The following is a 24,581-nucleotide window of genomic DNA, read 5'->3' on the forward strand; positions in this document are numbered from 1 at the left end:
TGATGTCGAAAACGCATTCGAAAATCACCGATGCACTGAATGGGTTGCTCGCGTGGGAACTCACCTCCATCGATCAGTACACCGACCATTCGGAGAAGTACGCAGACTGGGGTTTTTCTAAGCTCGCCGAGCGAATTTCTCACGAAGCGGATGACGAGCGTCTGCACGCGAAAATGCTTATTGAGCGAATTCTTTATCTCGGTGCAGAGCCTGACATGGAAAGCCGTCATGCCCTGCCGGATGCAGACACAGTGCCAGAGATGCTCGCCGCCGATCTTGAACTAGAACGGCAAAATGCCTCTGCCCTCAAAGCCGCTATTCAGCTGTGTGAAAGCGAGAAAGATTTTGTGACCCGCGATACCTTAGTGCAAATTCTCAGAGACACGGAAGAAGATCACGCTTATTGGTTGCGTCAACAACTCGGATTGATCCATCGTCTCGGTTTGGAGCGTTTCTTACAAGCAATGATGTAATGGGCGGGAAGCTCTATGCTTAGTTTTAGGCGGTTTGCGTTAGCGTTTTTACTGATGGCCATCCTCTGGTGGTTGCTTACCTTTGATACGGCGGCAGCCAACCGTGACCTGCTCGGCCCGTGGCTGATTGGCATTCCCGCTGCCCTGTTCTGTGCGTGGCTGGCGATACGTTTGCAGCCCGAGCGCCCCGCAAACCGAATTCGTGTCCGCGGCATTCCCCTTTTTCTGGGCCATTTCTGCTATCGTTCATTGCTCGCTGGGGTGGATGTGGCCTATCGCACCTTGCATCCCACGCTGCAACTCAAGCCCGGTTTCATTGATTACCCACTCGATCTACCGCAAGGCAAACCCCGTATTTTCTTCGCCACCGTGGTGAGTTTACTCCCCGGCACCCTAGCTACAGAACTCACCGAAACCGGCATTCGTTTGCATGTGCTGGATACAGGCAGTGATGTAAGCAAAGACTGTGACCGCACCGTAAGCGTGCTTCAACGCTTGTTCCACAATAAAACACTGCAAGAGGAAGCCAAATGACGACCTTTCTCTTTATTGTTGCAAGCATTCTTCTGTTGTCATTGCTCATTGGACTGTTTCGCGTATGGCGCGGTCCAAACGAAGCCGACCGCATGCTCGCAGCGCAACTATTTGGCACCACGGGCGTTGCTACTTTACTGATTCTGGCCATTGCCACCGAGCAACGGGCGATCATTGATATTGCCTTTATCTTGGCACTGCTTGCCGCCGTCGCCACCATCGCTTTTGTGCGCCGCGTAGGTCGCGCCAGACCAGCGAAAAGAAGGAAACGGTCATGATGTACCTGCAAATTCTTCTTATCTGCGCTGGCACCTTTTTCTTTCTGGTGGGCACCGTCGGCCTGCTGCGTTTTCCTGATGTGTACACGCGCATTCATGCTCTTACCAAAGCGGACAACCTCGGTATGGGTTTGATTGTGTTGGGTTTATTACCTTCCACCGGTTCCATCGCCCAAGCGCTCAAACTTATTTTATGCTGGTTTTTAGTGCTTGGTGCCAGCTCCGTGGCAGCCTATTTGGTCGCTACACGACAACGGGCCGCCGATGCTAAGGAGGCGCGATGATTGTCTTCGATATCTTGCTCGGTATCGGCCTTATTCTCGCTGCCAGCGGGGTGTTTCTATCCGCCCAATTATTTCGTTCTGTGGTGCTTTTTGTGGTGTTTGGACTGCTTTTGGCGATTACCTGGACGCGCCTGCAAGCCCCTGACTTAGCGCTGGCCGAAGCCGCGATTGGCGCCGGCCTCACCGGTGTTCTCTTCCTCGATACCTTAGGAACGTTGCGCAAAGCCAAGCACAAGCGTCATCGCAAAAAGGAGACGCACTCATGAGTCGGTCTTTGCGAATCGCGGCAGCAGGTATCGTCGCCTTTGGCACCTTGTATGCGCTCATCCTTGCAGTGCTTAACGCGCCGCAAATGCAGGTGAATTTGCCGCAGCAAGTGGCGCTCAACCTTGAACAAAGTGGCATTGATCATCCCATCACCGCCGTTCTTTTGAATTTTCGTAGCTATGACACCCTGCTCGAAGTCGCAGTGCTGTTAGTGGCTGTTGTTACCGGATTGGCGTTGCGCGAACGTGATGCGTTAACCGCGCACACAGAGCAAGCCCGCGACCCCATGCTGCATGCCCTCACCCGTCGGCTTTTACCCTTGCTGCTCATTACCAGCGTCTACATTTTATGGTCGGGCTCTTATGCACCCGGCGGCGCATTTCAGGCCGGTGCCTTAGTGGCGGCTGCCGGCGTGATTGCGCGCTTGGCCGGCTACGACATCGCCAGCCGCGCCGATGTATTGCTACGCCTTGGCCTCGCCCTCGGCTTTATCTTGTTCTTAACCGTAGCGGTGAGCGCCATGTTCGGGGGCCGTCCTTTCCTCAATTACCCAGAAGGTTGGGCCGGCTCGCTTATTTTCTTAATTGAAGCCGTGCTCACCTTCTCCATCGGTCTGACTCTCATTAGCCTTTTCGTACACGCGCCAGGCGATTCTAGCCCCCGGGGAGGTGACGATGACGATTGATCTTTGGTACGCCATTGTCGGTAGCATTATTGTCGCGCTGTCAGTTTTTGCGTTTCTCACCAGTCGACATTTAATGAAGAAATTATTGGCCTTTAACATTATGGGCTCAGGGGTATTTCTGATTATGGTGGGCCTGCCACAACATCAACATGGCGTTGATCCGGTGCCACAGGCGCTTGTGCTGACTGGAATTGTTGTGGCGGTAAGCGCCACTGCGTTGGCCTTGGTGATTTTACGTCGCTACGTGCGTGCGGGAGGGAACCCCGCCCCATGACGCCGATTTTATTAATTATTCCCTTGGCGTTTGCCATTCTCACGTTGCTGCTACCGCGTAACTGGGCACGCGCCACCATTATTCCGGGATTGGTGTTGCAAGTGGGCGCAGCGGTCTTGCTGTGCATTCAAATATATCACGATGGACCGCAAGATTACGCCCTTGGCGATTGGCAAGCGCCCCTCGGTATTAGTCTTATTGCCGATGGCTTCAGCGTCACCTTGCTTGCACTTACCTCGCTCGTTGCCGCCCTTTGTGCGGTTTACGCTCAGTATTTTTTAACCCGTTATCCGCGCGAACAGCGCTACTTTTGGCCACTATTTTGGTTTTTATTAGCCGCCCTTAATGGCATTTGGCTCGCCGGCGATTTATTTAATTTATATGTGGGCTTGGAACTGCTCGGCTTAAGTGCCGTGGGTATGGTGGCGCTCACTGCCGAGAAAACCACGTTAAAGGCCGCTCTCGATTATCTTTATGCAGCGCTGTTTGGCTCTTTGGCGTATCTGGCTGGGGTTGCGTTGCTGTATGGCGCGTACGGAACCCTTTCGATTGTGCAATTAAGTGAAATGGCCGCAGCGAATCCAACCACGCAAGTGGCCTTGGGGCTAATGACCGTCGGCCTGCTGCTTAAAACTGCCATTTTCCCTTTGCATTATTGGTTGCCGCCCGCCCATGGTGGCGCTCTAGCACCGGTGAGTGCCCTACTGTCCGCATTGGTGGTGAAAGCCTCATTTTATATTCTAGCCCTGCTATGGCTTGATGTTGGCGCCCTCGCCGTAACCGTCAATGCGGCTCAGGCCATGGGTTTTCTAGGTGCAGGCGCTATTTTCTGGGGTAGTTGGCAGGCCTTTCAAACACGGCAGATTAAAATGCTGGTGGCCTACTCCACCGTGGCCCAACTCGGCTATTTAATGCTGTTGTTCCCGCTCGCCATTGGCGTGAGCGAAGCCGCCGCACATTTGGCATGGCAAGGCACTGTTTTGCATTTACTGGCTCACGCGTTTGCCAAAGCGGCCATGTTCTTGGCTGTGGGCACCTTAGTCCTTGCCCTCGGTCATGGTCGCATCAATGATTTTGGTGGCGTATCACAGCGTAATCCGGTCGCGCTTTTCGCCTTTGGATTATCCGCCGTCAGCTTGATGGGCTTGCCACCGAGCGGTGGTTTCAACGCCAAATGGCTGTTATTACAATCGGCCATTGCGAGCGGTCAGTGGCATTGGTTTGTGGTGATGGTGATCGGTGGCCTACTCACCGCCGCCTATGTGTTCCGCGTGTTTCGCGTCTCCTTCGTGCAAACGGCAAAACACGACATTCAAGAAACCCACCCAGCACTTCAATTTAGTGCGCTGGCCTTGGCACTTATGGCGATTGGGTTAGGTTTTGCGAGCGAAATACCGATGTCGTTTATGAACCTCACCGATTTCACACCGTCACCAGGAGGATCGCCATGACCACCCTCCTGCCCGTATTTGTGCTCGCCACATCGCTGATTACCGCGGTGCTTATTTTTGTTCTGCCTGAGCGCCATATTCGGCTACGTATCGGCCTTAACCTGACTGCCGCCCTTTTGAAAATTGTGCTCGTTGCCGTGATGGTTGCCGGTATCGCCAATCAGGTCGATTATGAGTTTCGCTATGAGCTCTTACCCGGCATCGATTTAATCCTGCGCGCTGATGCGCTGTCGATGTTATTTGCCGGACTTTCCAGTGTTCTTTGGCTATTTACCACGGTATACGCCATTGGCTATTTGGAGGGGGCACCGAATCGGAGCCGTTTCTTCGGCTTCTTTAGCTTGTGTGTGGCAAGCACCATGGGCATTGCCTTGGCAGGGAACCTGTTCACATTTCTGATTTTCTTTGAGCTTCTCACCTTATCGACCTACCCCTTAGTGGTGCATCGGGGCACAGAAGAATCCCTTAAAGCCGGCCGCACCTACTTGCAATACACCTTAGGCGGGGGCGCGGTACTCTTGGTTGGGGTGGCGCTCATGTATGGGTTGGTGGACCAAACCGGCAGCATGACCGAATTCGCTGAAACCGGTACTCTGGCTGCGATACCCAGTGAGCAACATTTCACTTTAGCGGTCATCTTTTTTGTGCTGATTGCCGGCCTTGGGGTGAAAGCGGCATTAGTGCCCCTGCACGGCTGGCTCCCGATCGCCATGGTTGCCCCTGCGCCCGTGAGCGCGTTACTGCACGCAGTTGCCGTGGTAAAAGCCGGTGCGTTTGGCATCGTCCGCGTTATTTACAATATTTACGGGGTGGAGTTTGCCTGGCAATTGGGCGTGTTGCTGCCGCTCGCCATTTTGGCGTCGATCACCATTATTTGGGGATCGCTACGTGCCTTGCAGCAAGTGGAAGTGAAAAAGCGACTGGCCTACTCGACGGTAAGTCAGGTGTCGTATATTGCATTGGGTGCCTGCTTATTTGGTCCGGTGGGGACCATCGGCGGCATTGTCCATTTGCTGCACCAGGGCATTATGAAAGTGACCCTGTTTTTCTGTGCTGGTAACTATGCAGAAACCTTAGGGATTCATAAGATTAAAGACCTCGATGGCGCCGGCGCGCGTATGCCGTTAACCAGTATCGCTTTTACCTTAGGGGCCTTTGGTATGATTGGGGTGCCGCCGCTCGCCGGCTTTATCAGTAAGTGGTATTTGGGCATTGGCGCCCTCGATGCGGGGATGAGCTGGGTGATTGGCGTGTTGATTCTTAGTAGCATGCTCAATGCCGGTTATTTCTTGCCGATTGTGTATCGCTTGTGGTTTAAATCTCGACGAGAGCCTTGGCCAGATGAGCATATTCCCCGCGGACGCTTTGAGACGCATGGGCTTTTGCTGTGGCCGACCGTCGCCACTGCCGTGTTTTCGCTCGCTGCAGGCTTGTTCGCAGCCCATGCTTGGAGTCCGTTGAGCTGGTCTAGCTTGATTGCGTTCCGGGAGTATTTGCCATGATGATTGTGCGTGTTCAAGGTGGCCTAATATGACGCTGCTGATGTATTTACTTCATCAGGTGCCGTTACCGTTGCTGGTGATTTTTCCACTAGTGCTAGTTGCTTTCGTGCACACCAATACCGTCCGTCGTCGTGGCTGGATGCTCATTGCCGCACCTATCCCGATGCTCTTAGCGCTACTGTTGTGGTACGGCTACGGACAGCCTGAGTTTGTCACTGAAGTGCCGTGGCTGATGCTCGGCCTGCATTGGCGCATTGATCCGGCGTTAGCCCCCATCTTATTGATGACTACCTTGCTTTGGACCGCTGCCGGCACCTATGTGTGGCAACAGTTGCGCAGCGGCGGTGCCGAAGAACCGCACATAGCCCGGTACCTGCGCTGCTGGTTGCTCACCCTCACCGGCAATATTGGTTTGCTTGTGGCCGGTGACATTGCCTCGTTTTATACCCTGTTTGCACTTATGACCTTCGCTGCTTTTGGTTTGGTGATACACACACAGACCAAGAACGCGCTGTTTGCAGGCAAAGTGTATATCGTGCTCGCAGTGGTTGGTGAAGGCCTGCTGTTGAGCGGCTTAATTTGGGGAGCAGCGCACGCAGCGGCCGGCGAGTTAACCCCGACCGCGCCGTTATTGACGCATTTACCGGGCGCCATCGCAGCCAGTGCCCAAGGGGTTTGGATCGCCTTGTTGTTGTTTTTAGGTTTTGGCGTAAAAGCCGGTTTGGCAGGCCTTCATTGGTGGTTGCCGTTGGCCCACCCGGTCGCTCCAACTCCCGCCAGCGCTGTACTTAGTGGCGCCATGATCAAAGCCGGCTTAGTGGGCTGGCTACTTACGCTGCCCCTTGGCGAGTTCGCCGCCGGGGGCAATTTCGCCTCCATTGCATCCTTGGCTGTGATCTTGGGGTTAGTAGGTGCCTTTGGGGCTGCTATCATGGGCGTGTTCGCCAAGAAAGCCAAAGCCGTGCTGGCTTATTCGAGCGTCAGTCAGATGGGGATGATTACCGTGATGCTCGGCACCGGCTGGCTCTACGATGCTGCTTGGGAAGCGGTTTTCGCGGCCATTGTGGTGTTTTCGGTGCATCATGGTTTCAACAAAGGCGTGCTGTTCTTCGGAGTGGGCTGGGTCGGAGCGCTTTCAGGCCGCGCCGCGACCTTAATTTTGGTGCTCTTACTCATACCGGCTCTGAACCTCATCGGCGTGCCCTTCAGCAGCGGCGAATATGCCAAAGACTTATTCAAAGCCGTAATCGCCGATTTACCGGTTGGCCTGCTCTACCCCATTTTCAGCGCCGGCGCCCTCGCCACCACCGCCCTCATGCTCCGCTACTTCTACCTCCTGCGTAAAACCTAACCCCTCAACAATTACGCCCCAGGGGTACAACTATGTTTTTGTGGAACTATGTTTTTGTAGTGGTGTTAGTGGTCCATTGCCATACATCTTGTACCATATCGACGAGATCGAAATTTGCTTTCCAGCCTAGCGTCTCCTCTGCTAGATCCGATGCGGCATAGCTCTCACTGATATCACTATCCCGACGGGGCAAAAAGCGATACGGAATGGTTTGCTGGATGTGTTTCTCAAAAGCCTGAAGCACCTCAAGAACTGAATATCCTCGCCCCGTGCCAAGGTTAAAAGCGTGGAATCCTTTTCTTTGTGTCATCGCTGATATCGCATCAATATGCCCGCGAGCGAGATCTACGACATGAATATAATCACGAATCCCGGTTCCATCTGGGGTGTGATAATCATTACCGTAAACTTCGAAGTATTCAGAAAGTCCTTGAGCGACTCGAATAACCGATGGGAAAATGTTGGTTGCACTTGCAAGGTTTTCTTCGCCAATCAAGCCCGTTGGATGTGCTCCCACTGGATTAAAGTAACGCAACGCAAATGCTGACCACTGAGGGTCTGAATGGCACAATTCCTGAAGCCGTTGCTCCACAATATATTTACTTGCACCATACGGACTAGAGGTGTTTCCAGTAGCCGCATTTTCAGTGATAGGCATGCTGGCAGACTCTCCGTACACCGCTGCAGACGAAGAAAACACTATTCTCTTCACGCCATGAGCACCCATGACTTCAAGAAGGCATAGACTCCCGCGAACATTGTTATCGTAATACTCAAGGGGTTTTTCTATGCTTTCGGAAACAATCTTCAAACCCGCTAAGTGCAACACTGCGGTAATTGAGTATTCAGAAAATACCCGATTTAAATCAGAGTGGCTGCGCACATCACCTTGGATCCATTTTACGCCGCATCCAGTCAGTTTGGATACACGTTCAATACTTGTGGGTGAACTATTTGAAAAATTATCGAAGACCAAGAAGTCGTAACCAGCATTCGCCAATTCGACAACGATATGCGATCCAATGTAGCCCGCGCCGCCAGTCACTAAAATCATAGATAAGTCACTTAAAAACTAGTTGAATTATATATTGTCTCGGATAACATTGTTCCAGCAACAATATTGCCACTCATTGGCCTAATCTAACCACAGAAGGGAACTCCAGTGCATACATCGATTAAACTAACATTATTATTGTTCTTTTCATTCGCACTAGTAGCTTGTGCAAATACACAACCAATCCAAAATATTAGGAATGCGCCTGTACCCACCAATCTTTCTCACGAAGAAGTAAGAACCGCTATCATGACAGCAGCAACGATGCGTGGCTGGCTCGTTGAAGAAGCGACCGATACTCAAATTATCGCATCAATCATCGTTCGTACTCACAAAGCTCGCGTTGTAATTCCTTATTCAGAAACTCAATACTCTATTGTTTACGATAGTTCAGACAATCTGAGACAGCGGGCCAATATGATTCATCGAAACTATAACCGCTGGGTTTATTACCTCGACAACGATATTCGACGCCAGTTTAATCTTGCGATCCTTGATTAATCTCGAAATCTCGGCATGATCGGTCGCAATGCGACCGATCATTGTTCAAAGAGAATTCTAGCCACAGCAAGACCCACACTGACTCCGTTTCTCCTTTCAAACAAAGGGCTTTGTTCGAATACCACACCATGCAGCGCTTGATAGCGTACGAACCCTCCAATCCACCATTTGTCGTTCAATTGCATACTTAAACCCGTAGAAACTCTTAATCCTGAGTATCCTCCCTGGGCTTGGTATTCAGGGCGATTAGTAGTGGCGTCAACAAACTCAACACCATACATAAATTGATGATATCGGCGCTCACTAAATGTAGCGGCAATCGTGGTGTCCCACTCAAGTTTATCACCTAAAGTCATCCGATTACGCACCTGCGGATCAAAGCGCAAGCCTAAATAGCTAAAATCAAAACCACGAGCAGCGATAGCTGCACGCACTGGTATGCGAAGTGTTAGTTCATGTGAATCGTTTTCCAGAAGTATGAAATCAAGAGAGGGTCCCGCTTCTCCAATCCACCCTAAGTCGTCCATTCCAGCGCGGGCGTTGTTCTCACTGCGTGTTGGGATTGAACCGGCAAAGTTCATGTTTATTTCCCAATTATCGCCTGCAAATACCCGACCCACCACTTCAGAGCCATCGACTTCTAGTTGCTCTGATTTGTATGTAAAAAATGGGAAAGGTAAATACAACGAGCTCGAGTGTTTTGACCCCGGATAGTCGGGAAAATGACTACCTAGAACACCAACGCCCAAACGCACTTCCGCATCCTCGGGGATATAATCACTGAGTCGCTCAGCGTGTGCGTTGGCAGACCAACATTGGGCCCATAAGAACAATAATACGGTGCCTAGATAGACTTTCGATTTCACTTTAAGACTGCCAACGCTTAAAAATCAAAGATGTATTAATCCCACCAAATGCGAAATTATTAGTCATCACATAATCGGTAGTCAGAGAGCGACCGTCCCCCACAATATAATCGAGCTCGCCACAGGCTGGATCTATCTCCGTTAAATTAATGGTTGGAGCAAACCAGTGATCTCTCATCATTTCGATACTTGCCCACGCCTCAATCGCTCCGCAAGCGCCTAATGTATGCCCCAAATAGCTTTTCAGTGAGCTTATAGGCATCTTTGAACCAAAGACTCGATGAGTCGCATTACTCTCTGCGATATCCCCTCTGTCTGTGGCCGTACCATGAGCATTCACATAGCCTATAGATTCCGGTTGCAAGCCTGCATCTTGCAAAGCCAAGCGCATAGCAATCTCCATGGTGTCAGATGTGGGCTGGGTCACATGCATACCATCAGAGTTGCTTCCAAATCCGACTAATTCGGCAATAATGTTAGCCCCTCGCTCCTGAGCATGCTCAAGCTCTTCGAGGATTAGCGTACCCGCGCCTTCTCCGATCACGAGTCCATCTCGATTCACATCAAAAGGACGCGGTGTCAGCTCCGGCGTTTCATTCTTTGTGGACGTGGCGTATAAAGTATCAAACACTGCCGCTTCGGTAGGACACAGTTCTTCCGCTCCCCCTGCAACCATTAGCTTTTGCTTTCCATATTTGATTGCTTCGTAGGCGTAACCAATGCCTTGAGAGCCTGATGTACAGGCGGAGCTTGTTGTAATCACACGTCCTTTGAGGCCAAAGAAAACACCAATATTCACCGGTGCCGTATGCCCCATCATCTGAATGTAACTCGTTGCCGTCACACCAGCCATGGTGCCTTGGTGCATCATATTGGCAAACGCTAGCACTGGCTCCGTACTGCCCGTTGATGAACCATAAGCAACACCGCAGCTTCCGTCGGTTAACGAAGTGTGATCCAACAGTCCAGCATTCTCCAACGCGCGCTCTGCAGCAACAGTGGCCATTAGGGCAACACGTCCCATTGATCGGACCATTTTCCGAGAAAAATGCGCAGGTTTTTGAAAGTCGAGGATAGGGGCCGCTAGGCGTGTGTTCATATCATCAAAGCGTTCCCAGTCTGGAAATACGGTTACCGCATTTTCACCAGCCTTGAGATTTTCTTTAAAGGTAAGCCAATCATGACCTAGTGCAGTCACTGTTGACATACCGGTAACTACTACACGTTTCATTAAATTAGACCACCATTTACCGAAAGTACCTGCCGTGTCATATAAGCGGCACCGTTAGAGAATAAGAAGCTCGTTGTCGCAGCCACTTCTTCAACCGTTCCCGCTCTACGCATTGGTATCATGTTCATGATTTCATTAGCAACGCGATCATCCACCATATCGGTGCCAATGAGTCCCGGTGCCACACAATTCACTGTAATTTTGCGTTTGGCTAACTCCAATGCTAATGCCTTGGTTGCGCCAATCAATCCTGCTTTTGACGCGCTGTAATTTACTTGCCCTCGATTCCCCGCAATACCAGAAACAGACGCAATTGTAACAATACGACCACCATTTCGTAATTGAATCATCGGCATGACGAGCGGATGAATAACGTTGTAGAAACTATCTAAGTTAGTATGAATGACATTATCCCAATCCTCTTCGGAGAGCGCTGGAAAAGCATTGTCTCGGGTAATGCCTGCATTACAAACCACGCCCCAATAGGCTCCATTCTCAGCGATATCCTGCTCCAGTGCGGCACGAGTTTGCGCTCGGTCAGATACATCAAATTGCAGTAGGTTCGCGTGTCCCCCAGCCTTTGAAATTTCCGCAGCGGCTTGCTCAGCACCTTCTTTACCGGAGCGATAATGAACAGTAATGTTGAATCCATCCGCTGCAAGTTTTTCGGCTATCGCTCGACCAATCCCTCGACTCGCCCCAGTAACTAGAACTCGTTTCATATCTTCTCCTGCAACCAATTCTCTGCATTCTCGGGCTGAAACACATTAATCTTTGCCCGAACAACAACGTTATCTTCCGTTCCTACCGCAATAGTTCCCAAAAACACACTAAGTCCATTACTATCTTCAAGTAACTTATCTGCTTTTACGTGCAAAATATCGCCGTTGGAAAAATGGCTTTTTGTTGGTTCATATTTTCGGGTGCCTAGCAAAAGACCAATCTGCGGGCTGTTTCCGCCTTGTCGTGCCACAACACCAGAATATGCTGCAATGGTTTGGGCAATATACTCTAACCCTATGTATGCCGGCACACCGTCTAGTACTTCCGTGTAAAACGAGCTCTTAGGCGAGATATGTACCTGACAAAATGCACCCGTCGACGTTGCATCAATAAGCTCGTCGAGCAAAACCATGGACGCTTTATGGGGAATCACATCTTCTACGCGCAATCCGTTCATTGTTCACTTTTCCCAATAATGACACATACATTGCTGCCCCCAAATGCAAAAGAGTTGCTCATGCACACGCTCTTTTCTAACACGTCTGTGTCAGTTGCAAAACGCAATGGGACAATACTGTCATCAATGCTCTGGTCCCAGACATGGGGAACCACCTTTGCTTGGGTGTTATGCGATGATAGTAGTAACCAGCACAGACCAATTTCGATGGCTCCAGCGGCACCAAGCGTATGACCAGTTAACGATTTGGTTGAACTTGCCAAGACCGAACCCGCACCGAGACGTTGTAACGCTAAACTTTCCATTGCATCGTTTAGGGGCGTGGCTGTTCCATGCAGGTTAATGTAGCCAATATCACTTGGTATCACGTCTGCTTCTTTACAGGCTTTATTCATTGCTGTTAGTGCGCCTCGACCCTCCGGATGAGGTGCCGACATATGATACGCATCGGAAGCCGTTCCTCCGCCTAAGAGTTGAATTTCCCCTTTCCCGCGCTGCACGATGAACAATGCACCACCTTCGCCAATATTGATGCCTTTTCGATTTGCACTAAACGGCTGGCATAGTTGCAGATCCAAACTTTCCAATGCGTGAAATCCATTTAATGTAAGCTCACATAGTGAGTCGACTCCGCCACAGATTACTGCGTCTGCGACACCACTGGCAATTAGATCCCGCGCCGTTAGCAAAGCCTGCGCACTCGAAGAACATGCTGTAGAAATCGCAAATGACGGCCCGGACACCTTTGCAGCAACTTGTACAAATTCCGCGACATTCCCCATTTCTTGCACACAATAATTAAAATCGTCTACCAGTGATACCTGCTCGCCCTTAGCACTTAACGCGCATTCACCCTCTGAAATACCCGAGGTACTGGTACCGATTACCACCGCAATTCTGTGAGCATCGAACTCATCTTTAACTTGCTTTAGCGATATTTCAATTTGCTGTAAACAATGCAGCGCAATTTGGTTATTACGACTATGAAACTTCCTATCAAAATTGCTCACAGATGGTAGCTCTGCAGTTACGCGACCGACAACGGTAGGAGACCCATCATGGAGAAAATGATGTTCACTGCACATACCTGTTTGATCACCTTTAAGGCTCGCTTGCAGCACCTCCTGCTGGGCACTCCCTAGCGCACAACAAATTCCTAAGTCACGCATCCAAATTTGCATGTCACTCATTGCTAGTTTCCATGATTTCGCGATCAAGCGTTGTAATCGTTAAATGATATTCTGTGTGTTTAATTTTTATGGCCTGTGCTTGCAAGGGGTGCTCGTCAGCAGAGATTGTAAGGACCCGTTCGTTTTCATTATAAATATGCCTTCGCCATTCTCCATGGTCGTCCTGACGTATCCGTAACCCCCCCCGCATCTGCCTTTCAAGCGTAGACTCGGGCAACAGTGCGAGTTGCATTTCAACGACCATCCGTAACGGGAGGCGCGGGTCTGGCAGCGTATCTCCACCCAATACTTCCAGTGTATTTTGCTCAACTCGTACGCGAAATAGCTCCTGACCCGTAAGCGTCAAGGCGACCACAACCAACTTCTCTTGAGTAAACAAAGACGACAATAAAAGCTCTTGCCGTTCATTACCAAACTCTATAACCGCATGCTGTGTCCACTGTATGTCGGCATTTGGCCAGCTGTGTGCAATCTGAAAATAACCACCTTCGTAGGCGACCATTGAGTTACTTGATGGTAATGATTGGCAAGCAGTCCCTAAACTAATTACGAGAACGGCCCCTAGCAAGTACAACTTACGCATCCATACAATCACGACCATTCTCCCTGACGTTATACCTATTAAAATTTTGGCCGCATTCGAGTAAAAAGAGGCGCCAGCAATGAGCCTAAGAGAATACCAAAAAGTACGGTAATACCAAATCCCGCAATTGCTGGGGTCGTGCTCATTGTTAAAACACCAAAGGCAAGTAAGCTCGTGATCGCTGACATGGCAACGGCCAATTGCACATATGAGGGTTCAAGTGGTGCGCTGAAAAAAATTAGATAATCAATGGCTAAACTCAATACTAGGATTGCGGCCACCAAATGAAAAACAGTCAGGTAAAGGTTGAACCATTGACTCAACGAGAGCGCAGCGACCAATACAAAAGCTAAATAGAGAATGCCCGTGAATGCCACTGATAAACTTCGCTTCCACATTAACATCAGGAAGGTTACAAACAAGGCAATGACAATCCAGAGATAAAGCTGGTGTCGTAAATGGGATAACGCGTTCTCGGCATCATCAAGCGGATTAAACCAGCGTATCGAATTGGGTAAGTTGAGGTCTGCCAGTTCTGCGTCTCCCAGATCTGCGTGTAACTGGATAAAGCTCACGTAAGTACCGTCTTCTTGCTCGCTCAACAATTGCTGTTGCCATTCAGTTAAATCCTCGAGCCCCATTAAATAGGACGTCTCCGGCTTTAACAGTCCCAGCTGATTCAAATAATGTTGACCTGACTCACTTTCCCAAAATTCACCTTGTAGGTGTAGGGCTGCTTGTTGACGCTCCTTCGAAGGCAGTTGATCAGCCAACATCTGCCAATCATAGACATACTCTAACGTTCGCAAAGTACCTCTTAAAGTCTCTTGCTCTTGCAGCATCGCTTCTAGGTCATCGCCTTCTTGTAAGAGCCATTTTTGTCCAGCTTCAGAATGCGCTGCCCCTATTTTCTGAACTTCTAATTCCTGTTGTAACAGGCCACTAGAGCTCCGTGTTAGCTTCCGTACGTCGTCATTGAACTGAATTTGTGTTATCCCCAAAACGACGACCAAAGCCATAAACGCAAGTACTATATAAATTGCTTTTGAGGGTATCTTCGCCCATTGTCGTACATAATTGTTGGCTAACATTCTTACGTGATTGCGTGGTTCAAATGAATCGTGCCCAGCAAATTTTACTAAACCAAAATGCACAGCAGCGTAGGCTGCAACAAGACCCACTGCTATAAATACCGCGACTTGTTGGAACAATGCAAAAGGCAAAAGCGATATGGCCAAGTAGCCTAGCAATGTTGTTAACATTCCCAATCTCAAATGAGGGAGCATTCGTTGAAATGCTCCCTTTCCGAAGCCTGCTGCTAGAATTCCATGGATCGTATAATCGACTGCGATACCAATAAGGGTTGTAGAGAATACGAGAGCAATCAGATGCACCTCGGTGAAAACAGCGATAACCGCTGCAAAGCCGCTGGTTAAAGCGAAGAAGAGAACACCTAAAGATACCGCTAGTGGTTTGAGGCGACCAAAACAAACCCACATGAGAGTAATCACCCCAAGCAGAGAGAGAGCTCCAAAAAGATTTATTTCCTTCTCAGCTTGTGTCGCTGCTTCGGCTGTATGAAAAACAACGCCACTGCGGAGTACTTGAAAGTTTTCGTTCTGTGTTTGTGTTTTTTCTTCGAGTCGCTGCACTGCTGTGCTTATGTTTTGCGCCAGTGTTCGGTCTAAGCCATCTGCTGCTATGATCCCCAGAAGCATCCATTCTGGAGGTAAATCTGCAATCTCAAACCCGTATACGTTGTATCCAGCATAAGGATTCGAACGGGCCCGCACGGCTGTTTCTGTTAATAAGAGAGGATCTTGGGTGAAGTTACTGACGACAATTGGCGTTGGCGCACTTAATAGGCGCCACGCATTCTCTATTAACACATCGAATTCGCGCCCGTTTAGCTGCTTCGATTGCGCATCGCTTATGAAGGCGCCGCTATAAGCCCTATAGGTGTCTTGTAGATCGGCAAATTCCCGCTCTGGGTTGAGCCAATCCACACCATTTGTTGTGTCTCTAAGCTCCTGCGCAAAAGATTTATACTCTTCGACAGTGCCATTTCTCAGGACCAAACGAATATGCTGATGAGTTGGGTTTTTCTGCAGAATTTGATGTTCTAATTGATCTTCTTGAGACGGTAAAAATGACAGAATGCTGCTTTGCCATTGCGTATTTGGAAACTGAAGGGCGGCAAAAGCTAAAAGAATCGCCCAACAAAGCACTAAAACTGTAGCGAGTTTATTATCGTTCACTCTTCACTACTCTTTTGGGGACTTAACTTTATTGTAGTAATACTGCCGTTACTTTCGTTTAGCACGATTCCGTTTAGAATAGGCTGTCCGTAAACGCTGATATCTTGATAATAATCTAAGATCTGCTGCGATAATGGAATAAATCGAGTGCAGTTTTCTGCCTCAATTGTGCACGAGCTTGCTTCAAAGTGATCTTTCAAAAACTCACGATCATTTTGTATCACGGCCATCAGCAAACGTGCAACAAACTTACTTCCCGATACTAATTTACCTTCTCCTTCGACCACTTCTTGAATGCCATCACCATCCACTCGAATAGTGGTCGCGACCGGATGCTCTACAATCCAGTACATATGATCTTTATAAACGGTTAACCGACCTGTGCTCCGGATGGGACGTGGTAAACCTTGCAGCTGTTTTTCTTGTTCAAACTCGAACCCCTGAACGATGGGAGCAGTGTCGATTTGGTCGGATGCAAAGGCAGCAGGGACTACTGCGGAAAAACAATATGAAAGCAACAGTAACACAAACACGGCTGGCATCATTTCACTCCAAGTCTATGCAGTAGTATTTCCGGCGACTCGTAACACATCTCTCCCGTTTCCCGAGATACAGCAACTTGCTTAGACATCCCTTTAGTGAGAACTTTGCCCGACGCTACATCAGTAATTATGTAGTGGAATTTAAGATAGCAATCCCACTCCACTAACTCTGCAACCACTCGAATCGCACTTCCAAAGGTTGCCGAGGCTACGTATTTAAGTCGAATATCCACAATTGGAAAACCGTAGCCTGATTCTGCCATTTGCAGGTAATCATAGTTAATTTGCTTTAAGAACTCACAACGCGCCAGTTCAAAATATTTGACGTAGTGGCCGTGCCACACAATTTCCATTGCATCGACATCAAAAAAAGGCACTTCCACGATAACCTCGGCCTGGCGCATCCTAATTCTCCTCACTATACAAAGGCCAGTGCCGCTGTTGTATTTGATGGATTAAACAACGTAACTCTGATTCCAACGGCCGATCTTCTGTGAGTAATGGATAGCTTTTCTGGAAAGCTTCTACAAAGCTGGCAACATTCGGACTCAAGCTCGATAGATTTAATTCTTGTCGATTTAATCTGATTTGCACTGCCTGCTGCGTTACCAATAAAGATGCAGCCATAACCTGCTCGGTCAGCTCCAGTATTCGCAGGCAATCGCGAGCCGCGATGGTTCCCATGCTAACTTTATCTTGATTATGGCACTCAGTGGAACGCGAGAACACGCTGGCTGGCATGGTCAATTTTAACGCTTCAGCTGTCCACGCACTGCAACCTATTTGCACTGCTTTAAACCCATGATTCAAGTGCATCCGATCTTCTGATGCGGCCGAAACATTTGCGGGAAGCCCGTTATTAAAGCGGGTATCCACAAGTTGGGCAACTTGCCGGTCATGCAAATCAGCTAAGTTCGCCACCGCTGTCTTCATGCTATCCATTGCCATTGCAATGTGGCCTCCATAGAAATGCCCCCCATGCAACACGTGTTCACCAAGTCCGTCGATAATAGGATTGTCGTTCGCGCTATTTAATTCATTTTCAATTAAGCTTCGAAACCATGGCAATGCATCTCGCAACACCCCAATTACATGCGGTGCGCAGCGAATTGAATACCGATCCTGTAGGCGAGAAGAATTACGCGGATGTTCATGATGATTGAGATCATCGCGAATCCATTTCGCTACTTCGATTTGTCCCGGGTGCGGCTTAACCGAAAAGAGGATTTCGTCAAAATGGTGGCTATTGCCTTGCATTGCGATACTCGCTAATGCCGTAATACGACTCCCAAGACGAGTTAAGTACTCCGCTCGTTGGAAGGCTAGGCAAGCGAGCGCTGTCATCACCGCTGTGCCGTTCATTAGAGCTAAGCCCTCTTTCGGACGCAAGGTTAGAGGTTCAATGTTAAGATCGCTCAGTACATCGCGGGTTGGTTTCAGTTGTCCATTGGCATAAACCTCACGCTCACCCATTAAACTCGCGGCTAGATACGATAACGGAGTTAAATCACCACTAGCTCCAACGCTTCCCTCTTGTGGTATTCGAGGGTGAATACCATGATTAAGATAAAACGCTAAACGTTCCACTAACTCGCGACTCACGCCTGAATAGCCTTGAGACAATGAGGCCAAACGCGCCGACAGAATCGCTCTAACTTCCACCTCCGAAAAATCTTGACCCAGCCCACAGCCATGAAAACGTGATAAATGAATAGGCAATTCCCAAACTTGGCTCAATGGGACTCTTACTGTGCAGCTATCCCCATACCCCGTTGTGACTCCATAAATGACACCGTCTTCACGCAGGAGTTTATCTAGAAACTCAACCCCGGCGTCGATCTTCTGCCAGAAGTCTGGATTATTACTAAATTGCGCTACTGCTCCTTGTGCCGCAATTGCACAGATGTCTTCAATTTGTAACCAGGTGTTGCCGAAAGTTACTGGTTCTAATTGCATAGGAGCTGTTTGAGTTGCGTTCATTTCCAACGTCTTAATCCTCTCTACCGTCGCTTTCAGGCAAGCACCAAAAATTATAAAAATTGTACCATTGCAATGGGTCTGTCTTCACTAAGTGCTCGAGATGCGTTGCATATCGCTTGACCCAGTGTGCTAACTCGTCGTTCCTATTGCGCCGCGGAATACGTATTTCTTCCGAAAGAAACTGTAAATCCAAGCGATACTTACCTTGCACTTGCATACATGACATCAAATAAACCGGACATGACAAGACGCTCGCTAAGATCCACGGCCCTATTGCAAAAGGTGCTGATTTCCCAAGAAAATCCGTCCAAACAACATTGTTCGGTGAATCCACGGAAACACGGTCGCCCACAATCACAACACACTCGCCCCGCTCCACTCTATCTTTCAGCATGATGACTAAATCCGGGCTGATAGCGTTGGCTTGTATCAGGTCCGCATCTATACTGGGGTTCACGTCCTTTAAAATTCGATTAAAATTCGCCGCATGCTCGGTAAACACAATAACATTCATGCGGACTGAAAAACGCTCTTTCACTAAGGCTCTACATACTTCCACATTGCCAAAGTGGTTAGCGATAAGAAGCGCACCCTTACCTTGAGAGAGCTGAGATTCAAAGTGAGAGACATCACCGAGCTCTAAGTCCTCGATTCGCAACTTGCCGACCCAGGCATCGACTTTATCAACCGCTGCCTGACCAAATCGCCAAAAATGCAAAAAACTCTCTTTCCATGTGGGGTAGGTTTGAAGATGAGGTGTCGCACCGAAGTGTTTATAAACACGCCCTAAATAATCCAAGGATGCAGATCGGGTGGCTCGAGAGCTCAAGAAAAAGTATAAAAGTATCGGTAGAAGTCCAATCTTGACTAGTAAACGCCCACCAAGCCGATAAAAACCTAGCAGAATGCGGATACCAAAATAACTTCCTCGTTCCTTATAGTCCACCCAATGCTTTTCAGCCATCACCCTTTCCTTTCCGCCAGAACAAAAGCATTGGCGCTCTTAAAAGCATTCCAAAGAATAAACGGGTATGCAGCCAAGAAATACGTACATTATCGCGAAACCCCTGGAAATGAGAGGAACCGTCCTCGGGATAAATGACGCGAGTAGGATAAAAGCGTATGGATAGACCTTGCCAGTACAGACGCACCATAATTTCAATATCAAAATCCATACGCTCACCAAGTCGCTTGCGAGCCATTAGGTCAACACACGGAGCTAGGGGATACACCCTAAAACCACACATCGTATCCCGAATTTCAAAGGACAGTGTTTCAATCCACACCCAAACGTGAGTAATGTGCCGGCCTATCCGTCGACCTCTTGGAATGCTCTCATCATACTGTGGTTGGCCACTAATAAGCGACTCAGGATATTTCTTTGACAACGCCCACATCGGCTTAATATCTGAGAGATCATGTTGCCCGTCTGCATCTACTTGCAGAGCATGGGTAAACCCCTGCTCTGAGGCAGCGCTTATTCCCGTCATCACTGCCCCACCTTTACCCTTATTCACTGAATGGGAGTGCAAGCGAACAAGTGGCTCCTTGGCAGCCAGACGTTCGAGAATCGCCTTCGTTGCTTCATCTGAGCCATCATCAACGATAAAAATTGGATAACCAAAACCGGTCAATCCTTGCACCGTCGTTTCGATAGTTTCGCCATGATTGTAGATAGGAATAATAAAACACCGCTGCATTACGTCTCCAACTCTGAATTATTCTGTTTAAAGCGAATGCGCCCTGATGATGCCGCCTTACCATTAAGCCAATAGCTGAAATGCAGCTTACCGGAGGCCAATTTAGAGAGTTCAAGCTCCAAGGGTTGCCCGGGGGTAATAACTTGCTGGAATTTGAGAGCGTCTACAGAGAGAACCTCTACCATTTCAGGAAAGAATGTTTTGCAATATATAACCGCCCAGTGAACTTGAACCACACCCGCAAGAATAGGATGGCCCGGGAAGTGCCCATCAAAGTAGGACAAACTTTCTGACAGCACAAGACGCATTCGTATCAGCGTTTCGCTCTGCTCAAGGATTTCTTTCTCTGGAAAGTCGCCCTCGTCCACCATGGGTATCATTCAAATAATTCCTCTAAAAACCGCAGCGGAGTTTTTCCGCGTTCATCACATGGCAATGCATCTACGTAACGAAACTTACGAGGCAAGGCGACTCTATCAAATCGCTGCGCTAAACAATCTCGTATTTGCTGGTTCAAGAACAGCTTTCCGCCACTTTCTAATTGTTGGCGCCCTATGTCATTCAACACGATCACTGCCCCGAGATAATCTCGCTTCCCCTGTAAAAGGATTGCCTTTATATCCGCTACCCACGGTAACTGCTTTGCAAAAGATTCCACTTCCGGTAACGATACTCGCTTCTCGGCAACCTTCACAATTCTATCGGAGCGACCAAGCAAACGAAACTCCTCGGCGCCTATAAGCTCGGCTTTATCTTGCGTAGTGAACCATGCTTCTGAGTCGATGTAGGGCGATTTTATTTCAAGACACCGCTGACTATTTAGCTTAATGCTTATTTGAGGGAACGGCCTCCACGGAGTTTCGCCACCTGCATTGCGTCGCCAACCGATGCCTCCTGTTTCTGTGCTTCCGAATACCTCGATAGGCGAATTACCAAGACACGTTTCGTATGTACTCGCTGTGTCAGCCGATAACGGACCTCCAGAGCTAAAAATAGTAAGCCCATGGTTATGCTCATTTGATGTTTCTAGAGCTTGTGCAAACCTCACTAGATGAACCGGACTGGCGATGAGAGTAACAGCATGTTTCTTCAGTAACTGCTGCAAAGTTTCACTGTATTCCAGAGACAACCGATACATTGTTTTACCACTTTGCAACGGCCATAAAAGACGGAACAGCAAGCCATAAATATGGTTAACCGGAACCGTTGCGGCAAACACCGCGCTCTCAACGAGTTGTTCCGAAAATACGCGTTCTAACTGCTGAGACTCTAACCAAAGTTGATCTATTTTTTTGGTGATTAACTTTGGCTCACCACTACTTCCTGAGGTAAAAAAAACAACCTTGGTATTGTTACTTAAATAAATCTCAGCAGGAGCGACCGCCTCTCCCTGAAGTAAAACAGCGGAACACACCGAGTCACAATGCGTCTCAACTTGAGTGAGTGTGGTTGGCTGAGCATTGGGAGGTAGCACAATTGTTTTACCGAGCTTAGCTAGCGCAATAAACCAGACAGCAAACTCGTAAAAATCAGTCCGATTAAGAAGTACACGACTGCCAAACTCTTCACATTTTTTCGTCGCTAACGTGACGTCATGCAAAAATTGAGCAACCGGAATAGTCTCTAAATGACTGGGGAATGACGCAATGAAAAGAGGTTGGCTTGGTGAAATCCAGCTCAACCTCATGAGCCTATTGACTTGCTTTAACACGGATTCGAACTCGCCATTCAACAAACATCAATAACCCCATAAGGGCATAAGACAGCATGCCATTATAAAGTACCCACAGATCCCAATTTCCATACACCGCTGTAAATAGCGCAATACCACCATTTATTATGAAAAATCCGCACCAGACTTGAGTAACACGTGTTGTGTAGGCTAGTCCTTTAGGATCAAGTTCGCCTTCCATAAACCTAGCAATGCGAGCAATCACAGTGGGGGGCCGCAACAAAGACCAAGCAAAGAGAGCTAACATTCCCAAGTTTATCCACACAGGATAAAACAGTAATGCTCGCTCATCTTCTCTGAAACTTAACGCTATCGCCAAAACAATGGCGGTAAGTAGGTAGAATGTCCTTGTCGGTCCGCTCTGTCTAGAAGTGAAAAAACCTCTAAGGGCGAGAATTAAGATCAAGGGAACCAACGCCACGATTGGCTGCAAATAGCGAACCGCCCACCAAACATACAGTGGGTATAAAATCAGAACGACTGACAGGAACACTCGCCACAACCGTGCGCTTGATACCATGATTAGGCAACGACCAACTGATGCACTTCCGCTACGACATCATCTACAGTACGCACAGCCTTGAATGCTTCTGGATCAATCTTCTTTCCGGTGATTTCGCGTAACTTCACTACGAGATCAACCGCATCAATACTATCGAGGTCCAACTCCTCATAGAGATTCGCATCTTTAGTGATTTTATTTTTATCGATTTCAAACTCATCGACCAAAATATTCTGGAGGACGACAAATATTTCATCTCTTGTTTTCATGTTTCTTCTCTCTTACCGAGCTTGGCTGATGAACTCAGCCAAGCTATTAACGCTAGCAAAATAGCGCTTTGTTTCTTCTGAATTAGCATCAAGTTTGACGTTATATTTCTTTTTGATAGCTAAACCTAGTTCCAAAGCGTCAATTGAGTCTAAGCCCAACCCCTCAATAAACAGGGGCGCGCTGTCATCAATATCGTTTGGCTGAATATCTTCCAGCTCAAGCGATGCGACAATAAGCTCTTTAATTTCTTGTTTTAATGTTTCCATGCTCCACTACACCTGTTTATAAATTGTTTCTAAATCACGGTTTAATCTGCGTACAGCTTGGGAAGTACTGCGATCATATAGGTACTCGTCCACATTTATTTCCTGCACGTATTTGATCGTAAGCTTCGGCTTAGAGAGGGGACTACAATACCAAGGCTCTCCTTTGCGCAATGTTTCCGGAACACAAGAAATATCAACGGCGATAATTCGCGCTTTCGTACGCAAAGCAATATGTGCCGCTCCGCGCTGAAACCGAACTTGCTGTCCGCTTTTTGTGCGTGTGCCCTCGGGAAAAATGATTAAATTATTGCCCTCTGCTAACGAATCTCGACATTCTTTTATCAGTAACTCAGGATCTGAGTTACTGATATAGCCCGTACTTCGTATAATTAGCCGGACAAACGGATTGCGAAAAAGATCGGCCTTTACCACGCAATCAGGACTTCGTGTCATACTGATGAGTGCAACAACGTCAATGAGCGTGGGGTGATTTGCAATAACCATCTTCCCACGCGCTGTTTTTAGCGGCAACGCATCAAAATCGTAATCAATAACTCGGAGAAAATGCATCCACCATGTGAAGCATTGGAAAGCTAACCGAACGCTTTCTCGGGCCACTTTTTTACGCAGCGAGCTCTTCCAAATACACAAGTACAGTAAAGGAATTAGTGTTACCGAGAGCACAACACCGCCTAAACCGAAGGTAAAGAAACTCAAGCCCGTTGCGCATACCCTCCAGGCTCGGTTCACGCGCTGAGCGTAGCTACGTGCGCTGCCAACGCCAGTTATATCCTGCACCTGCATAGCTCACTTCCATTTGATTTTTTTCCAAGAAATGAAGCACGTTGTGCACATTTGATACACATTGCACATCGCTCGAAATTACACTGCTCCGTTCAATTCTGAGAGTGACGTCGCCTTGTTCGAATCCTTCATGTCGCGCTACACGCAAACCTAATGCTACCGACTGCTCAGTCGTTACTCCTTTGCCCTCATAGATTTCAGGTATCCGTTCATCGGCAAAAACCACGACAACCTCTTTCAATTCCCCATCCGCATGCAAACGGGCATAAGCGGTCAGCAAGGCCGCATCAAAGCTCTGAATTCCGGCAGATAATGTCAAAGATGACTTTTGATTTTCCGTCACAATGCAATACTGACCAGCAACCGCGTTATGCACTGATAACGCAAATTGAGTCGGTGAAAGTGGCTCGTGTTTCGTTAGGTTCTGTAGTTGCACCAAGGTTTTAGACAAATCACCATGACGCGATGCGAATATAGTTTCATGCTTCTCGAGAGAACTTGCATGTTTGGCAACAAAAAATGCCATTTTGGTAAATGAACTGAGGCGCCGCCTAGCATTTGCCGGAACCCAACTTACATCAGGTTTTCCAAGCATAGCTTCGCCGTGCATTGATGGGTGAGACCAATGCGGTGTCCAAGCCGACCACCCCTGCACAGTCAGATTCATATTATTACCTAATTCGCTAGCAAACATGGGAGGCTAATCACCCCCTCTTTTTTGCGCAATCTTATGTAAATCGACTGTAAATGTAAAGTTAGAGACGCGATATTAAAGTGCTTTGCTTCTTGCACTTCTAGGCCTTCTTCGGCAGACTTTCAGTTC

31 protein-coding genes are annotated in these 24,581 nt (G+C 48.4%); 11 read left to right on the forward strand and 20 right to left on the reverse strand.

What is annotated here, in order from left to right:
- Window positions 1-2 precede the first annotated feature (2 nt).
- Genes HXZ99_RS08560 through HXZ99_RS08605 form a run of 10 tightly spaced genes read left to right on the forward strand, consistent with a single transcriptional unit; the run spans window position 3 to window position 7,099 of the window.
- Window positions 3-473 (forward strand): bacterioferritin, encoded by a 471-nt coding sequence (locus tag HXZ99_RS08560; RefSeq protein WP_194756878.1) that lies wholly within the window; start codon window positions 3-5, stop codon window positions 471-473.
- Window positions 474-488: 15 nt separating this feature from the next.
- Window positions 489-1,007 carry a Na+/H+ antiporter subunit E gene (locus HXZ99_RS08565; protein WP_194756879.1) on the forward strand — a complete coding sequence of 173 codons (519 nt, stop codon included), beginning with the start codon at window positions 489-491 and terminating at the stop codon, window positions 1,005-1,007.
- Window positions 1,004-1,285 carry a monovalent cation/H+ antiporter complex subunit F gene (locus HXZ99_RS08570; RefSeq protein ID WP_194756880.1) on the forward strand — a complete coding sequence of 94 codons (282 nt, stop codon included), beginning with the start codon at window positions 1,004-1,006 and terminating at the stop codon, window positions 1,283-1,285. Before HXZ99_RS08565 ends, HXZ99_RS08570 begins: the two co-directional genes overlap by 4 nt.
- Window positions 1,282-1,569, forward strand: coding sequence for a cation:proton antiporter (locus HXZ99_RS08575; RefSeq protein ID WP_194756881.1), 288 nt, complete (start codon window positions 1,282-1,284; stop codon window positions 1,567-1,569). The genes HXZ99_RS08570 and HXZ99_RS08575 overlap by 4 nt, the downstream gene beginning before the upstream one ends.
- The gene (locus HXZ99_RS08580) at window positions 1,566-1,835 is read left to right on the forward strand and encodes a Na(+)/H(+) antiporter subunit B (RefSeq protein WP_194756882.1); all 270 of its coding nucleotides are present in this window, start codon (window positions 1,566-1,568) and stop codon (window positions 1,833-1,835) included. The genes HXZ99_RS08575 and HXZ99_RS08580 overlap by 4 nt, the downstream gene beginning before the upstream one ends.
- Window positions 1,832-2,521, forward strand: a complete 690-nt coding sequence (locus HXZ99_RS08585; protein ID WP_194756883.1) for an MnhB domain-containing protein — start codon at window positions 1,832-1,834, stop codon at window positions 2,519-2,521. The genes HXZ99_RS08580 and HXZ99_RS08585 overlap by 4 nt, the downstream gene beginning before the upstream one ends.
- Window positions 2,511-2,795, forward strand: a complete 285-nt coding sequence (locus HXZ99_RS08590; RefSeq protein WP_194756884.1) for an NADH-quinone oxidoreductase subunit K — start codon at window positions 2,511-2,513, stop codon at window positions 2,793-2,795. The genes HXZ99_RS08585 and HXZ99_RS08590 overlap by 11 nt, the downstream gene beginning before the upstream one ends.
- Window positions 2,792-4,246, forward strand: a complete 1,455-nt coding sequence (locus HXZ99_RS08595; RefSeq protein WP_194756885.1) for a complex I subunit 5 family protein — start codon at window positions 2,792-2,794, stop codon at window positions 4,244-4,246. The genes HXZ99_RS08590 and HXZ99_RS08595 overlap by 4 nt, the downstream gene beginning before the upstream one ends.
- Window positions 4,243-5,748 (forward strand): proton-conducting transporter transmembrane domain-containing protein, encoded by a 1,506-nt coding sequence (locus HXZ99_RS08600; protein ID WP_194756886.1) that lies wholly within the window; start codon window positions 4,243-4,245, stop codon window positions 5,746-5,748. Before HXZ99_RS08595 ends, HXZ99_RS08600 begins: the two co-directional genes overlap by 4 nt.
- 28 nt (window positions 5,749-5,776) lie before the next feature.
- A complete protein-coding gene (locus tag HXZ99_RS08605) occupies window positions 5,777-7,099 on the forward strand; it encodes a complex I subunit 5 family protein (RefSeq protein WP_194756887.1) in 1,323 nt (440 codons plus the stop codon).
- Between the two features lie 46 nt (window positions 7,100-7,145).
- On the opposite strand, the gene galE is transcribed toward HXZ99_RS08605, so the two are convergent.
- Window positions 7,146-8,153, reverse strand: a complete 1,008-nt coding sequence (galE, locus tag HXZ99_RS08610; RefSeq protein WP_194756888.1) for a UDP-glucose 4-epimerase GalE — start codon at window positions 8,151-8,153, stop codon at window positions 7,146-7,148.
- A 249-nt stretch (window positions 8,154-8,402) separates the two neighbouring features.
- Here galE and HXZ99_RS08615 point away from each other — a divergent pair, with 249 nt between their 5' ends.
- Window positions 8,403-8,654: a hypothetical protein gene (locus HXZ99_RS08615; protein ID WP_194756889.1), complete on the forward strand. Its 252-nt coding sequence runs from the start codon at window positions 8,403-8,405 to the stop codon at window positions 8,652-8,654.
- Window positions 8,655-8,692: 38 nt separating this feature from the next.
- On the opposite strand, the gene HXZ99_RS08620 is transcribed toward HXZ99_RS08615, so the two are convergent.
- The 19 genes from HXZ99_RS08620 to HXZ99_RS08710 all read right to left on the reverse strand — a co-directional run bounded on the left by HXZ99_RS08620 (window position 8,693) and on the right by HXZ99_RS08710 (window position 24,425).
- Window positions 8,693-9,520 (reverse strand): MipA/OmpV family protein, encoded by an 828-nt coding sequence (locus HXZ99_RS08620; protein WP_194756890.1) that lies wholly within the window; start codon window positions 9,518-9,520, stop codon window positions 8,693-8,695.
- Window position 9,521: 1 nt separating this feature from the next.
- A complete protein-coding gene (locus tag HXZ99_RS08625; protein WP_194756891.1) occupies window positions 9,522-10,751 on the reverse strand; it encodes a beta-ketoacyl-ACP synthase in 1,230 nt (409 codons plus the stop codon).
- On the reverse strand, window positions 10,751-11,473 hold the full coding sequence (locus HXZ99_RS08630) for a 3-ketoacyl-ACP reductase FabG2 (protein ID WP_194756892.1): 723 nt from the start codon (window positions 11,471-11,473) through the stop codon (window positions 10,751-10,753). Before HXZ99_RS08630 ends, HXZ99_RS08625 begins: the two co-directional genes overlap by 1 nt.
- The gene (locus tag HXZ99_RS08635) at window positions 11,470-11,931 is read right to left on the reverse strand and encodes an ApeP family dehydratase (RefSeq protein WP_194756893.1); all 462 of its coding nucleotides are present in this window, start codon (window positions 11,929-11,931) and stop codon (window positions 11,470-11,472) included. Before HXZ99_RS08635 ends, HXZ99_RS08630 begins: the two co-directional genes overlap by 4 nt.
- On the reverse strand, window positions 11,928-13,121 hold the full coding sequence (locus tag HXZ99_RS08640) for a beta-ketoacyl-ACP synthase (RefSeq protein WP_228517844.1): 1,194 nt from the start codon (window positions 13,119-13,121) through the stop codon (window positions 11,928-11,930). Before HXZ99_RS08640 ends, HXZ99_RS08635 begins: the two co-directional genes overlap by 4 nt.
- A complete protein-coding gene (locus tag HXZ99_RS08645) occupies window positions 13,114-13,716 on the reverse strand; it encodes a DUF3261 domain-containing protein (RefSeq protein WP_194756894.1) in 603 nt (200 codons plus the stop codon). The genes HXZ99_RS08640 and HXZ99_RS08645 overlap by 8 nt, the downstream gene beginning before the upstream one ends.
- 26 nt (window positions 13,717-13,742) lie before the next feature.
- Window positions 13,743-15,962: an MMPL family transporter gene (locus HXZ99_RS08650; protein ID WP_194756895.1), complete on the reverse strand. Its 2,220-nt coding sequence runs from the start codon at window positions 15,960-15,962 to the stop codon at window positions 13,743-13,745.
- Window positions 15,959-16,507, reverse strand: coding sequence for a LolA family protein (locus tag HXZ99_RS08655; RefSeq protein ID WP_194756896.1), 549 nt, complete (start codon window positions 16,505-16,507; stop codon window positions 15,959-15,961). Before HXZ99_RS08655 ends, HXZ99_RS08650 begins: the two co-directional genes overlap by 4 nt.
- Window positions 16,504-16,908: an acyl-CoA thioesterase gene (locus HXZ99_RS08660; protein ID WP_194756897.1), complete on the reverse strand. Its 405-nt coding sequence runs from the start codon at window positions 16,906-16,908 to the stop codon at window positions 16,504-16,506. The genes HXZ99_RS08655 and HXZ99_RS08660 overlap by 4 nt, the downstream gene beginning before the upstream one ends.
- Window position 16,909: 1 nt before the next feature.
- Window positions 16,910-18,460: an HAL/PAL/TAL family ammonia-lyase gene (locus tag HXZ99_RS08665; protein WP_194756898.1), complete on the reverse strand. Its 1,551-nt coding sequence runs from the start codon at window positions 18,458-18,460 to the stop codon at window positions 16,910-16,912.
- A 34-nt stretch (window positions 18,461-18,494) separates the two neighbouring features.
- Window positions 18,495-19,448, reverse strand: a complete 954-nt coding sequence (locus HXZ99_RS08670; RefSeq protein WP_194756899.1) for an LpxL/LpxP family acyltransferase — start codon at window positions 19,446-19,448, stop codon at window positions 18,495-18,497.
- Complete coding sequence (locus HXZ99_RS08675; RefSeq protein ID WP_194756900.1) at window positions 19,441-20,184, reverse strand: glycosyltransferase family 2 protein; 744 nt, start codon at window positions 20,182-20,184, stop codon at window positions 19,441-19,443. Before HXZ99_RS08675 ends, HXZ99_RS08670 begins: the two co-directional genes overlap by 8 nt.
- Window positions 20,184-20,564: an ApeI family dehydratase gene (locus HXZ99_RS08680; RefSeq protein WP_194756901.1), complete on the reverse strand. Its 381-nt coding sequence runs from the start codon at window positions 20,562-20,564 to the stop codon at window positions 20,184-20,186. The genes HXZ99_RS08675 and HXZ99_RS08680 overlap by 1 nt, the downstream gene beginning before the upstream one ends.
- A complete protein-coding gene (locus tag HXZ99_RS08685) occupies window positions 20,561-21,865 on the reverse strand; it encodes an AMP-binding protein (RefSeq protein ID WP_194756902.1) in 1,305 nt (434 codons plus the stop codon). The genes HXZ99_RS08680 and HXZ99_RS08685 overlap by 4 nt, the downstream gene beginning before the upstream one ends.
- A gap of 10 nt (window positions 21,866-21,875) precedes the next feature.
- On the reverse strand, window positions 21,876-22,337 hold the full coding sequence (locus HXZ99_RS08690) for a COG4648 family protein (RefSeq protein WP_228517846.1): 462 nt from the start codon (window positions 22,335-22,337) through the stop codon (window positions 21,876-21,878).
- A gap of 101 nt (window positions 22,338-22,438) precedes the next feature.
- A complete protein-coding gene (locus HXZ99_RS08695) occupies window positions 22,439-22,687 on the reverse strand; it encodes an acyl carrier protein (RefSeq protein WP_194756904.1) in 249 nt (82 codons plus the stop codon).
- Window positions 22,688-22,699: 12 nt separating this feature from the next.
- Window positions 22,700-22,954 (reverse strand): phosphopantetheine-binding protein, encoded by a 255-nt coding sequence (locus HXZ99_RS08700; protein WP_194756905.1) that lies wholly within the window; start codon window positions 22,952-22,954, stop codon window positions 22,700-22,702.
- A gap of 6 nt (window positions 22,955-22,960) precedes the next feature.
- The gene (locus tag HXZ99_RS08705; protein WP_194756906.1) at window positions 22,961-23,758 is read right to left on the reverse strand and encodes a lysophospholipid acyltransferase family protein; all 798 of its coding nucleotides are present in this window, start codon (window positions 23,756-23,758) and stop codon (window positions 22,961-22,963) included.
- Window positions 23,718-24,425 (reverse strand): beta-ketoacyl synthase chain length factor, encoded by a 708-nt coding sequence (locus tag HXZ99_RS08710; protein WP_194756907.1) that lies wholly within the window; start codon window positions 24,423-24,425, stop codon window positions 23,718-23,720. Before HXZ99_RS08710 ends, HXZ99_RS08705 begins: the two co-directional genes overlap by 41 nt.
- Window positions 24,426-24,581: the final 156 nt, after the last annotated feature.

The organism is Aliidiomarina indica (assembly GCF_015354615.1).
Classification (GTDB): domain Bacteria; phylum Pseudomonadota; class Gammaproteobacteria; order Enterobacterales; family Alteromonadaceae; genus Aliidiomarina; species Aliidiomarina indica.

Bases quoted from the DNA above. Each gene is read 5' to 3' on its own strand.
- HXZ99_RS08665 (WP_194756898.1), bottom strand. From the start codon at position 18,460: ATGCAATTAGAACCAGTAACTTTCGGCAACACCTGGTTACAAATTGAA.
- HXZ99_RS08710 (WP_194756907.1), bottom strand. From the start codon at position 24,425: ATGAATCTGACTGTGCAGGGGTGGTCGGCTTGGACACCGCATTGGTCT.
- HXZ99_RS08625 (WP_194756891.1), bottom strand. From the start codon at position 10,751: ATGAAACGTGTAGTAGTTACCGGTATGTCAACAGTGACTGCACTAGGT.
- HXZ99_RS08615 (WP_194756889.1), top strand. From the start codon at position 8,403: ATGACAGCAGCAACGATGCGTGGCTGGCTCGTTGAAGAAGCGACCGAT.
- HXZ99_RS08585 (WP_194756883.1), top strand. From the start codon at position 1,832: ATGAGTCGGTCTTTGCGAATCGCGGCAGCAGGTATCGTCGCCTTTGGC.
- HXZ99_RS08580 (WP_194756882.1), top strand. From the start codon at position 1,566: ATGATTGTCTTCGATATCTTGCTCGGTATCGGCCTTATTCTCGCTGCC.
- HXZ99_RS08635 (WP_194756893.1), bottom strand. From the start codon at position 11,931: ATGAACGGATTGCGCGTAGAAGATGTGATTCCCCATAAAGCGTCCATG.
- HXZ99_RS08670 (WP_194756899.1), bottom strand. From the start codon at position 19,448: ATGGCTGAAAAGCATTGGGTGGACTATAAGGAACGAGGAAGTTATTTT.
- HXZ99_RS08600 (WP_194756886.1), top strand. From the start codon at position 4,243: ATGACCACCCTCCTGCCCGTATTTGTGCTCGCCACATCGCTGATTACC.
- HXZ99_RS08565 (WP_194756879.1), top strand. From the start codon at position 489: ATGCTTAGTTTTAGGCGGTTTGCGTTAGCGTTTTTACTGATGGCCATC.
- HXZ99_RS08680 (WP_194756901.1), bottom strand. From the start codon at position 20,564: ATGATACCCATGGTGGACGAGGGCGACTTTCCAGAGAAAGAAATCCTT.
- HXZ99_RS08695 (WP_194756904.1), bottom strand. From the start codon at position 22,687: ATGAAAACAAGAGATGAAATATTTGTCGTCCTCCAGAATATTTTGGTC.
- HXZ99_RS08605 (WP_194756887.1), top strand. From the start codon at position 5,777: ATGACGCTGCTGATGTATTTACTTCATCAGGTGCCGTTACCGTTGCTG.
- HXZ99_RS08640 (WP_228517844.1), bottom strand. From the start codon at position 13,121: ATGAGTGACATGCAAATTTGGATGCGTGACTTAGGAATTTGTTGTGCG.
- HXZ99_RS08590 (WP_194756884.1), top strand. From the start codon at position 2,511: ATGACGATTGATCTTTGGTACGCCATTGTCGGTAGCATTATTGTCGCG.
- HXZ99_RS08700 (WP_194756905.1), bottom strand. From the start codon at position 22,954: ATGGAAACATTAAAACAAGAAATTAAAGAGCTTATTGTCGCATCGCTT.
- HXZ99_RS08595 (WP_194756885.1), top strand. From the start codon at position 2,792: ATGACGCCGATTTTATTAATTATTCCCTTGGCGTTTGCCATTCTCACG.
- HXZ99_RS08655 (WP_194756896.1), bottom strand. From the start codon at position 16,507: ATGATGCCAGCCGTGTTTGTGTTACTGTTGCTTTCATATTGTTTTTCC.
- HXZ99_RS08560 (WP_194756878.1), top strand. From the start codon at position 3: ATGTCGAAAACGCATTCGAAAATCACCGATGCACTGAATGGGTTGCTC.
- HXZ99_RS08570 (WP_194756880.1), top strand. From the start codon at position 1,004: ATGACGACCTTTCTCTTTATTGTTGCAAGCATTCTTCTGTTGTCATTG.
- HXZ99_RS08705 (WP_194756906.1), bottom strand. From the start codon at position 23,758: ATGCAGGTGCAGGATATAACTGGCGTTGGCAGCGCACGTAGCTACGCT.
- HXZ99_RS08660 (WP_194756897.1), bottom strand. From the start codon at position 16,908: ATGCGCCAGGCCGAGGTTATCGTGGAAGTGCCTTTTTTTGATGTCGAT.
- galE (WP_194756888.1), bottom strand. From the start codon at position 8,153: ATGATTTTAGTGACTGGCGGCGCGGGCTACATTGGATCGCATATCGTT.
- HXZ99_RS08630 (WP_194756892.1), bottom strand. From the start codon at position 11,473: ATGAAACGAGTTCTAGTTACTGGGGCGAGTCGAGGGATTGGTCGAGCG.
- HXZ99_RS08575 (WP_194756881.1), top strand. From the start codon at position 1,282: ATGATGTACCTGCAAATTCTTCTTATCTGCGCTGGCACCTTTTTCTTT.
- HXZ99_RS08675 (WP_194756900.1), bottom strand. From the start codon at position 20,184: ATGCAGCGGTGTTTTATTATTCCTATCTACAATCATGGCGAAACTATC.